The sequence below is a fragment of the Sphingomonas sp. genome (assembly GCF_050725575.1).
Lineage (GTDB): Bacteria > Pseudomonadota > Alphaproteobacteria > Sphingomonadales > Sphingomonadaceae > Sphingomonas.
Genome location: NZ_JBOHHW010000086.1, coordinates 1 through 11,095 on the forward strand (window position 1 = coordinate 1; position 11,095 = coordinate 11,095).

The window sequence follows — 11,095 nt, forward strand, 5'->3', positions numbered from 1 at the left end:
GTCGTGCCGGCAGCCGACAAAGTCACGTCGAAATAGCGCGCATTGGTCTGCGTCGCGGCGTTGGGATCGATATTGTTGGGCACGAAATTGCTCGCGCCGGGCAAGCCGTTGGCCAGAGTCGCGGCCGGCAATAGCGTGCCCGGCTGTTGCGGCTGCGGGCTCCCCGTATTGATCGGTTGGCCGTCGACATATTCGATGCCCGTATTGATATCGAGGCAGTCATCCACCCCAAAGGCGGGCTGCTGGATGCAGATATGGCCGAACTTGCCCGATGTGCCGTTGATGCCGTTCCCGAGGGTTGTCGGGATGCCGTTGACCAGTTGGCCGTCGACCAGGACGTTGTAGGCCGGATCCAGCTTGGTGACCCAGTGCGTCGGATCGGTCCACGCACCATCCCCCGCTTTCGCGCCGACATAACGGTATGGATTATTGGCTGCGATATAATCCCAGAACAGATAGAGTGGTTGATAGAAGGACAGGGTGCCATAGCCGCCGGAGCGTTGCCCGCTGAAAGTACTGCCACCGGACAGGACGGCAATCACGAGCTGCTTGGCGAAAGCGCGATCGAGAATGAGTGGCCCACCCGAGTCACCTGGTCCGGTGGTGCCTTCATTGGGAAGCGCATTGTCCTTGAACAAATTATAATCGACTGAGCTGGAGTGGCCGGGGCTGTCGAAATCAGTCTGATACAGATTCTGTGGCAGGCCGCTGGGCGAACCGGACGTGAAAATATCGATGTCGTCGAGCGAACCGAGCAGGCCGACATAGTTCTCCGCGACGCGTCGGCGATAGCCTCCCGGCGTAGTAGCGCCGGTTGGGCCTGTGCCGGTCGTGCCGTAGCCAGTGATCGTAACATGGTACCCGGTGCCGGTGGCATCGTCGATCGCGTCCGGGGCAGGCAGGGCGGACAAGAGGATCGCCCAGGTCGGCACATTTGCTGCCGGAGTGTCGAGCGATGCCAGCGCGACGTCGCCCTGGAGGAAATTATTACCCTCGCCGAGGAGGACGGAATCGGGATTATACAGGACTTGGTTGACGTTATACATGTAGTCGGCGACGCGGGTCTGATATGACGGGCCACCGGCAACGCCGTACAGCCACTTTCCGAATGCCGAATTACCCGCGGCGTTGTTGTTGGCCTGGAAACCGAAGCCGATCGGCAACTGACCTTCGCCGGTGCCATAACCCCAGGGGTTCATGGTGCCGCCATTAGGACTTTCATTCACGCAGTGCGCGGCGAAGAGTACCGTGCGCGGGTTGATCAAGGTACCGGTGCAAGTGCCGATAAAGCCGTTCTGCTGGTCAATAATCATTCCGCCAACGCCGTTGACGCCGGTATCAACGGCGCCGTCTGGCGTGTTCGGCGGGGACACGACGATGCTGGGATCCAGTACCGAGGTGGGTAGCCGAGCGTCGTATGGCACGTTGACCATGTCGCCGGGCCCGGCATTCTGGGCATGGGCGGTGCCGCCCAGCACCAGCGACAAAGTGCCCGCCGAAGCGAGGAGCCACGAACGGACGCGTGCCGAACGCACGCCGATATTCGGCTGAATCATCTGGATAAATCCCCTTGACTGGAAACGGTGCCCCCGTTTCATTCAGCGAGGCTATCCAGCAAATTGAGCAAGCTCAAGGACTTGATCGCACCACTTTCGTGGCATCCCGTGATTGGATCGATTATTCCCGCTTATGTTGCTCCGTGGTGACACTTCCCGTGTGGTGAACGGCTCATTCGCCAACAAACTCATCCACTCTGGGTCTATCGCCTGTAAAACGCTTGCTATGTGAGATCGGCGGTGCACACTTCTATGTGCCGGACAATTCCGGCGCGTATTGGTGGGGCATCATGGCACGCTACCGAGTTGCATTGCTGGTCGCCGTTCTGGCGGCGTGCGCCGCTGGCGCGATGGCCAGCGCGTCCGAGACAATCACATACACATATGACGCGAAGGGTCGGCTGGTGAAGGTCGAGCATTCGGGTACCGTGAACAATGGCGTGGTGGCGAATTACACGCTCGACCGGGCGGACAACCGCCGGAACGTTAAGGTGACGGGCGCTCCCTGACCCGGGTTCGAAGCGTGACGCGCTCGGCGTCGCGATAGTTTTTCCAAATTACCGCACGAACTGGAGATTTCCATGAACGGTTGTTCTGTGGGTGCTGCTGCGCGCCCGTCACGCGCATGGCGTATGGCATTGTCGGTCAGCACGATCCTGGCGGCGGGCGTCATCACGCCAGCACTGGGGCAGACGCTGCCGGCTCCGACGCCGGTTCGACCCCTTCCTGATTCCAACGGCGTGGATCTCGCTACCGGAAAATTTTTGACCCAATCCAAGAGCATCGGCATCGGTAGCCTGAATTTTGCCGATGTCTGGTCGGGAGGTGTCGATTCTTCGACCTTTACCAATCTGGTTATCGGCACCAACTTCCAGATGATCGTCTTTGTCGAGAACCGTTCGATTCGGTTCGTTGCTGACGGCAATGGTATCTTTCAGCCTGAACTGGCGAACGGTGCAACTCTGGTTGACCTCGATCCTGGAAGTCTTTCCAGCAACTTCAGATATACTGCCCCAGACGGAACTGCCTATGAGTTTGTTCGATCCAAGGTTGGATCGGTCGGGATGATAGCGCCTTCGACAACGAACAAGACGATAGCGCTTTTGTGGAAAGTGACCAAGCCGAACGGGGAGACGAAGACCTGGAACTACAAAACCCAGCAGGTAAATACAGGCTGCATGGTTGGGCCGGGCGGCATACTCGGGGGCCCCAATTGCGTCACAACGACATATCAGCGCGCGCAGTCGATCACGACCAACACCGGTCATATGCTGAAAGCGACCTATGCGTCGCAAACGCCAGGTGCCCAGTTCAATCAATTGGTCGGCGTCACCGCGATCGACAACAGCATCGATTATTGCGATCCGCTCGCCGACAGCTGCACCGGGCTGACCCAGACCTGGCCGAGCCTCACGATCAGCGAAACGACTGACAATACCGGGCTTGTCGACCGCCGTTTCAATGCCCCAATCAGCGACGAGTTCCGCGTGCGGCTCGGCCTCAATGGCCCGGAAGAGGTGGACGAGAATGCGACGGGTAATCCCAATGTCTCGATCACCTATTATGGCGACGGTAAGGTTCACACACTGACCCGTGCCGGCGTCACCGACACTTATACCTATGTTCTTACAGGCAACGGCCTGGATGTAACGCGCGTCGGCCCGAACGGGGTGACCCAGACATGGCATGTAGCGGTCGATGCGGCGCGGGTGGAGTCGAAGACCGATCCGCTCGGTCACACGACGACCTATGAATATGATGCCGCCAAGCGGCTGACTAAGACGATCTTCCCCGAAGGGAATCAGCTTCTCTCCACCTATGATACGCTCGGGCGGCTCGTGGAAACGCGGATCAAGGCAAAGCCCGGCTCACCGATCGCGGACATCGTCACAACATCGACCTATGATATCAGTTGTACGGCCGCATCACTGAAATACTGCATGAAGCCACTTTACGTCATCGACGCGCGGGGGAATCGGACGGACTACACCTACGGCTCCGACCACGGCGAAGTGGTGAAAGAGCAACGCCCAGCGGCTTCGGCAGGCCAACCTCGGCCCGAGATAAATTACAGTTATACGGCGCTTTACGCCAAGGTTCGCAACGCCGCCGGACAACTGGTCGATGCCGCCACGCCGGTCTGGAAGCTGACCGGAATAACCTCATGCGCTACCGCTGCGACCTGTCCGGGTTCGGCTGCCGAAACCAGAGTGGCGATCACCTATGGCACTGGTAATGGTGGCCTTAATCTTCTGCCGACTCAGGTCACGGCGAGCGCCGGAAACGGATCGCTGAGTTCGACCACCAGTTATGACTATGACGCCTTCGACAATGTGATTTCCGTCGATGGCCCAATGCCGGGGGCCGCGGACACGACCGTTTATCTGTGGGATGCGGCGCAGCGCTTGATCGGGCAGATCGGTCCGGATCCGGATGGTGCGGGGCCCCTGAAGCGTCGCGCTACAAAGTATAGCTATACCGGGAACTGGCTTGCTTCAACGCAGGTCGGTACGGTGAATGGCACGACCACGGCGGATCTTACGGCCATGGTCGTCTCCCAAGCCAACACGGTCAGCTATGACGCAAACGATCGCGTAACGAAGGGAGTGGTGTCGGCGGGCGGCAGCACCTTCCAGGTGGTGCAATATAGCTATGACTCGGCAGGGCGGTTGGAATGCACAGCCCTAAGGATGAACAGTGCGATCTGGGCTGCACTTCCAGCGAGCGCCTGTACTCTCGGTGCGACGGGCCTCGCCGGATCGGACCGGATCAGCAAGGTGAGTTATGATGCTGCGGGGCAGGCGGTCAAAGTGCAGACGGCTTATGGTACGACCGGGCAGGCTGACGAGACGACAAGCACCTATACTAACAATGGCCTAGTCGCCTCGCTGACCGATGCGGAAGGCAATAAAACCAGTTATGAATATGACGGCGTCGATCGTCCGTTGAAGGTGCGCTATCCGGTGACGACGGCGGGAACGGGGGCTAGCTCGACCACCGATTATGAACAACTCGGCTATGATGCAGCCAGTAACGTGATCAGCCGGCGCTTGCGAGACGGGATATCGATTGCCTTTGTTTATGACGCGCTGAACCGGATAACTTCGAAGGATTTGCCATCTCCTGAGGCTGATGTCGGCTATAGCTACGACCTTCTTAGCCGGCTGACCTTGATGCAAAAGGGGGCCATTCAACACACGCTGACATATGATGCGCTGGGGCGGTTGACGCGGGAAGCGCAGCCATTTGGGGCGATGGACTACCAGTATGACGCTGCCAGCAGGCGGACGCGACAGACCTGGAATGACGGCTTTTACGTTACGGCGGATTATGATGTGACCGGAAATGTGACCGCGATCCGCGAAAATGGTGCGGCGAGCGGTGTTGGTGTGTTGGCGAGCTACACCTATGACGATCTGGGTCGGCGGGTAAGCCTGACGCGAGGCAACGGGACGGTAACGACCTATACGCCTGATGCAGTGTCGCGGCTGTCGTCCCTGACCCAAAATTTGGCCGGCACGGCAAAGGATCTGACGCTTGGGTTCAGCTATAACCCGGCGAGCCAGATTGCGAGCACGACGCGCTCAAATGACAGCTATGCCTGGACCGGATCGGCCAATGTCGACCGGCCCTATACGGTGAACGGCCTCAATCAGGCGACGGCGTCCGGAGCGATCGCGCTGGGTTATGATGCACGCGGCAATCTGACCAGTTCGGGGGCGACCGCTTATGCCTACACATCCGAGAATCTGTTGAAGAGCACGACCGGCGGGATCACTGCTTATTATGACGGATTCGGACGCCTGGCGGAGTATGATACCAGCACCTCGACACGGTTTCTCTATGATGGGAACGCGATGGCGGCGGAGGTCGCCAATCCGAGCGGCGCCGTGCTCAAGCGCTATGTCTACGGCCCGGGCAGTGATGAGCCGATCGTTTGGTATGAAGGGGCAGGCACGACCGACCGGCGCTGGCTGCATACTGATGAGCGCGGCAGCGTGATCGCCGTAACCGATGCCACGGGTGCGGTGATCGGTACCAATACTTATGACGAATATGGAATTCCGGGTTCAGCTAATATTGGCCGGTTCCAATATACTGGGCAGGTATGGCTTTCGGAGGTCGGCCTCTATTATTACAAAGCGCGGTTCTATTCGGCGACTTTAGGGCGATTCATGCAGACCGATCCTATCGGCTATGGCGATGGCATGAACTGGTATAACTATGTTGGAAGTGATCCGATCAATTCTACCGATCCAACAGGGCTTGCGATTGGGTTGAGAGATATAGATATCCCGCGACTTAGTGACGATATTGTTGTTACCTCGGGCGGCGGCAGCGGTGGTGGCAGCGGTGGTAGCGGTGGCGGCGGCTGGGGTGGCTGGGGTTGGGGTGGCTGGGACTTTCCCAGTGGCGGAGGCAGCGGTGGTGGTGGCTTCGGCGGCGGTGGGGGAGGGGCACCTGGTGCAGATCCTAACTCCGTAAGCACGGACGATATCGTCGTGACGGCGCGAAAGAATAGAGAATTAAACGGTATTCAAATAGATCTGAGTCTTCCTTATCCTATAGAGCAGTTATGGCTTAGGGATTCCAAGGGAAAGATATTCCATATCCCAACAATATCGGAGCCTTACAAGGATTCCTGTGGAAATACGTTGGGCAAAAATGTTCCCGATCCTTCGGTAGAGATTCCAGATGACGTGGTGGATATAATTCACAGTCATCCGGACTGGGGTAGTCCTTGGCCTGCTGCAGGTGACTATACTTCTGCTCAAAAATATAACGTATTTAACATTAATAGGTCGGGTACTTGGGTTCTTCGTAAAGGCGCGGCTCGTGGATCGACGCCAATAACTTTATCGGGAGCGCGACCCTCCCCGCCTCCGTCAGGAAAGGGAGCAAAATGCAAATAAAAAGCATTTGCAAGGTTGTGATAATGATTTCTCTGGCGTCGGCGCACTCGCTGTCTTTGGCGAGAGGCGTCCATCGTCCAATGAATTTAAGTCCATCTGATAATTCTATTACAGGATGGATTTCCACTAAAGGTGAGTGGATGCTATTCAATCAGAAAGATTTCAAAAGTTACAGCCCTTACGGCAAGTCCGAAAACTACAAATGCGTAAGCCTGATAAATGGAACCGGCAAAAATAGATCTTATTTCAGTGATTTTGGAGATAAGGAGGTAATAGTAAAAGGGCGGGTTGCCGAGTATGATAAACTGTCCAGTGGCACTAGCGCCGCAGACAAATTTCTTTCCAAAAAATACTTTGGCGGAGAAGTGGTGGAAAATTACTGCTTGAGGGATTTTGTGTTTATCGTGGAATCGATGGAGTTGAAGGGAAATTCAAGGCCGGATTAAATGGTGCGATGTGGCCCGTCGTTCTCCAACGGAGCTCAGAATCGGCTTAATCGAGGTAAGGCGAAACCGATAGCCCGTCTGCCAGAGGTGCTCCGGGCGGCTATGCGATATCGCTGCAATGGTCGGGGCGATAGGATTCGAACCTACGACCCCTGGACCCCGAGACCAGTGCGCTACCAGACTGCGCCACGCCCCGACACATTGCAGGGTGCTGCGCCTAGCGGGCGGGCGCGGCGCTATCAAGGCAAAAATGACCGGGACGCCGGCCGCCGCAGGATTTTCGGGGGGCGCCACAGCAAGAGCTCAGGACGCGCCGTTTCGCGCGGCCATCATCGCATCGACCGCGACGAATTTCTCGCGCGGCGCGCCTTCGCGGGCGGCGGCGACTTCGGCGGCCTCGATCTTCTGCCAGTCGCGGAAGGTGACGACCTCGACTCCGCGATCGGCGAGCAGTGCGTCGAGGCCGGCGCGGCCGGTCTTGCCGCTGTCGCCGGGCAGGTCGGCGGCGATGTTCTCGGCGGCGAGGAAACCGTCGGGGCGGTTGGTGCCGATCGTGCCAGTCGGCCCGCGCCGCGCCCAGCCGACCGCGTAGAGCCCCGGTGCGATGCGGCCCTCGTCATTGGCGAAGCGGCCGAGCTTCTCGTCATAGGGCACGCCCTCGATCGGCGGGGTGCGGTAGCCGATGCAACTGACCACCAGGCCGGCAGGAACGGCATAGGTTTCGCCAGTGCCCGAGGCGCGGCCCTCGGCATCGAGCGCGGTGCGTTCGACGATGATCCGCTCGACTCTGCCGTCGCCCTCGATCCGCACCGGCATGGCGTAGAAATCGAACACGATATTGATTGGCTTGACCTGCGGGTTGGCGGCGAAGTCGCGCAGATGCGTGACCGATTTGCGCTGTCCGGGATCAAGCGCGGCATCGGCCTCGACCGGCGGGAAATCGGCGGGATCGACTTGCGGCGCGGCGCGCGCGAGATGGCCGAGCTCGCCCAGTTCCTTGGGGGTCATGGCGATCTGGTGCGGACCGCGCCGGCCAAGCAGAGTGACCGTGTCGAGCCGCGCTTCGCCCAGCTCGCCCAGCGCATGTTCGACAATGTCGGAGCCAATGAATTCATCGCCGGTCTTGGCGAGGATGCGCGCGACGTCGAGCGCGACATTGCCGTTGCCGACCACCACCGCGCCGGGGCCGTGGAGCGGCGGGGCGAGCCCGGCGAAATCGGGATGGCCATTATACCAGCCGACGAACGCCGCCGAGCCGATCACGCCGGGCAGATCGTCGCCCGGCACGCCAAGCCGCCGGTCGGACGGGGCACCGGTCGCCAGTACCACCGCGTCATATAGCCCGCGCAGTTCCTCGATCGAGACGTCGCTGCCGACGCTGACATTGCCGACGAAGCGCACCGTATCGGACAAGGCGACCGCTTCGTAGCGGCGCGACACGCCCTTGATTGACTGGTGGTCGGGCGCGACGCCGGTGCGGATCAGGCCGTACGGAACGGGGAGGCGATCGATAATGTCGACGCGCACATCCGCGCCGAAAGTCTTCTGGCATCCTTCCGCCGTATAATAGCCCGCAGGTCCCGAACCGATGATCGCGATATGATGCACGTGCAGCCGCTCCTCGTTCTTTTGCCGGATGCTAGGCGGGAAGCGGGGCGGGGGGAAGGTGGGATCGGCGTGCGAAAAGATCAGCTTGGCGCAGCGAAAGTTTACGCCGGTTGAAATCCTATTGAATAAGTAGAGATTGAGCTCCGGCAACCAATAAAGGGCGCCGTGGGAGTGTGTATGCCAGTACCCGAGTTGATCCGCGAACAGGCCGCAGGGGCCGATGCCATCGAACCGATCGTCGCCGAATTGCGCGCCGCGCGTGATGACTGGCGTGCCGCGCATCAGCGTTATGGTGCGGCCGGCACCGGGCGATTTCCGGGGCGTACCGCGGTCGGTTTCATGCTCGAACATCTCGAGGCGGCCCTGTTCCCGCTGCGGCTCGGCCATTATGAAGGCACGACCGAGGATCTGTTCGTCGCGCTGCGGCTCGAACAGGCGCTGGCGATCCTGCGCAGCGAAGTCGATCGCGAGCTGCGTTACTGGGAGGCGGAAAGCGCCGACCGCTTCGATCCCGGGCATGGCGAAACCATCGTGCGGCTGTTCGGCGCGGGCTTGCCCGAGGTGCGCCGCCTGATCGACAGCGACATCGCCGCCGCGTTCCAGGGCGACCCCGCCGCGCGCAGCGTCGACGAGATCCTGATCTGCTATCCATGTGCGCTGGCGGTGATGTACCACCGGCTTGCGCATCAGCTCTATACGCTCGGCGCGCCCTTGGTCGCGCGGGTGATTTCGGAGATCGCCAATACGCGGACCGGGATCGACATTCATCCCGGTGCGACGATCGGGCCGAGCTTCTTCATCGATCACGGCACTGGCGTGGTGATCGGCGAGACCACGATCATCGGCGCGCGCGTGCGGCTGTATCAGCATGTCACGCTCGGTGCGCGGCGCTTGCCGGCGGAGGGCGGCGACACGGTGCGCGAACGCTTCGCGCGGCATCCGATCGTCGAGGATGATGTGGTGGTCTATGCCGGGGCGACGATCCTCGGCCGGGTGACGATCGGCGCGGGATCGACCATCGGTGGCAATGTGTGGGTGACCGACGATGTGCCTGCGGGCAGCCTGGTGATGCAGCCGCCCGCCTTGCTGTTTCGCGCCGGACAGCCACATCTGCCGCTGTTCCCCGGCGACGATTGAAGGAGCGATTGACGCGGGCGCCTGCAGGTCCGACATTCCGTTCATAGGAGAGTGATATGGCAACAGCCCTGAAGCTTGAATCGGACCTGATCGATCGCGCCGCGGCGCGCGGGATCAGGATCGAACCCTCCACGCTGACGCTTGGCGCGGAATTGTCGGGGATCGATCTCGATCAGACCCTGTCCGACACCGATGGCGAGATCATCCGCGACGCCTGGCTGCGCTACAAGGTGATCTTCTTCCGCAACCAGGACATTGGTTATGAAAGCCATCTCCGGCTCGGCCGGCTGTTCGGCGAGCTTGAGGGGCATCCGGTGCTGCCCTCGATCGATGGCTATCCCGAAATCCTGATCATCAAGGGCGTCGAGGGGGTGAATTTGACCCCCGATACGTTCGAGGGGTTCAAGGCGTTCAATAAATGGCACACCGACATGTCGTTCCGGGCGAAGCCCTCGATCGCCTCGGTACTGCGCGCACGGCTGCTGCCGTCGGTCGGCGGCGACACGATTTGGGCCGACACCGCCGCCGCCTATCGCGGATTGCCCGCCGCCGTGAAGGAGCGGATCGACGGGCTCGATGCCGAGCATGATATCGTGCGCAGCTTCGGGCCGCGCGTGACCGACGAGAAGCGTGCGCAGCTGGCGCGCGACCTGCCGCCCGCGACGCATCCGGTGGTGCGCGTCCATCCCGAGACGGGGGAGAAGATCCTCTACGTCAACCACACGTTCACGACGCGGATCCTGGGCATTCCGGCGGAAGAGAGCGAGACGCTGCTCAAGCTGCTGTTCGACCGCATCAAGGTGCCCGAATATCAGGTCCGCTTCCGCTGGAGCGACCATGCGATCGGCATCTGGGACAATCGCTCGACCCAGCATTATGCGGTCGGCGATTACTGGCCGGCCGATCGCGCGCTGGAGCGCGTGACGGTGGCGGGGGATGTGGTGACGCGCTGATCGGGCAGGGCTGATCGGGCAGGGCTGATCGGGCAGGGGGCGCGCGGAACGGCTCGACCGCCGCGCGACATCGCTCTATCGCTTTGGCGATGTCGCTGATCGAGGCCGTCGCCTCTCTCCTGATCATCATCAATGTCGTGCTGGTCGCGCGCCGCAGTATCTGGAATTACGCGTTCGCGATCGCCGGGGTGCTGATCTACGCGTGGATCTTCTTCCAGGCGAAGCTGTACAGCGACGCGTTGCTGCAGGGGTTCTTCCTGGTCATCAATCTTTATGGCTGGCGGCACTGGTCGCACTCGGTTGCGCGTGAAGGGGACGTGCGAGTCGGGCGGATGACGCCGGCGGATCGCTGGCGGTGGATCGGCGGGATCGCGGCGGCGACGGCGGGCTGGGGCTGGCTGATGCACCGCTTCACCGACGCATCCTTGCCCTGGCCCGATGCCGGCGTGGCGATGACCAGCGTCGCCGCGCAGATCCTGCTG

Annotated in this window: 7 protein-coding genes, 1 tRNA gene and 1 pseudogene; 6 read left to right on the top strand and 3 right to left on the bottom strand. The window is 60.6% G+C overall.

Annotation, left to right across the window (positions count from 1 at the left end):
- Positions 1 to 1,556 (bottom strand): annotated as a pseudogene (locus ACRECS_RS26930) (autotransporter domain-containing protein); the annotation flags it as partial.
- A 290-nt stretch (positions 1,557 to 1,846) separates the two neighbouring features.
- Here ACRECS_RS26930 and ACRECS_RS26935 point away from each other — a divergent pair.
- The 3 genes from ACRECS_RS26935 (at position 1,847) to ACRECS_RS26945 (ending at position 6,915) form a co-directional block, all read left to right on the top strand.
- Entirely contained in the window at positions 1,847 to 2,065 is a 219-nt protein-coding gene (locus ACRECS_RS26935) for a hypothetical protein (protein ID WP_431586055.1), read from the top strand.
- 72 nt (positions 2,066 to 2,137) lie between these two features.
- Complete coding sequence (locus ACRECS_RS26940; protein WP_431586056.1) at positions 2,138 to 6,469, top strand: RHS repeat domain-containing protein; 4,332 nt, start codon at positions 2,138 to 2,140, stop codon at positions 6,467 to 6,469.
- Complete coding sequence (locus ACRECS_RS26945) at positions 6,460 to 6,915, top strand: hypothetical protein (protein WP_431586057.1); 456 nt, start codon at positions 6,460 to 6,462, stop codon at positions 6,913 to 6,915. The genes ACRECS_RS26940 and ACRECS_RS26945 overlap by 10 nt, the downstream gene beginning before the upstream one ends.
- 119 nt (positions 6,916 to 7,034) lie before the next feature.
- On the opposite strand, the gene ACRECS_RS26950 is transcribed toward ACRECS_RS26945, so the two are convergent.
- Positions 7,035 to 7,111, bottom strand: a tRNA-Pro gene (locus tag ACRECS_RS26950).
- A 107-nt stretch (positions 7,112 to 7,218) separates the two neighbouring features.
- Positions 7,219 to 8,523 carry an FAD-dependent oxidoreductase gene (locus ACRECS_RS26955; protein ID WP_431586058.1) on the bottom strand — a complete coding sequence of 435 codons (1,305 nt, stop codon included), beginning with the start codon at positions 8,521 to 8,523 and terminating at the stop codon, positions 7,219 to 7,221.
- Positions 8,524 to 8,700: 177 nt separating this feature from the next.
- Here ACRECS_RS26955 and epsC point away from each other — a divergent pair, with 177 nt between their 5' ends.
- From epsC to pnuC, 3 genes are all read left to right on the top strand, one after another.
- Entirely contained in the window at positions 8,701 to 9,660 is a 960-nt protein-coding gene (epsC, locus tag ACRECS_RS26960; protein WP_431586059.1) for a serine O-acetyltransferase EpsC, read from the top strand.
- A 56-nt stretch (positions 9,661 to 9,716) separates the two neighbouring features.
- Positions 9,717 to 10,613 carry a TauD/TfdA dioxygenase family protein gene (locus ACRECS_RS26965; protein WP_431586060.1) on the top strand — a complete coding sequence of 299 codons (897 nt, stop codon included), beginning with the start codon at positions 9,717 to 9,719 and terminating at the stop codon, positions 10,611 to 10,613.
- A gap of 89 nt (positions 10,614 to 10,702) precedes the next feature.
- Positions 10,703 to 11,095 (top strand): nicotinamide riboside transporter PnuC (pnuC, locus tag ACRECS_RS26970; protein WP_431586061.1); only part of this gene is annotated, 393 nt, incomplete at its 3' end.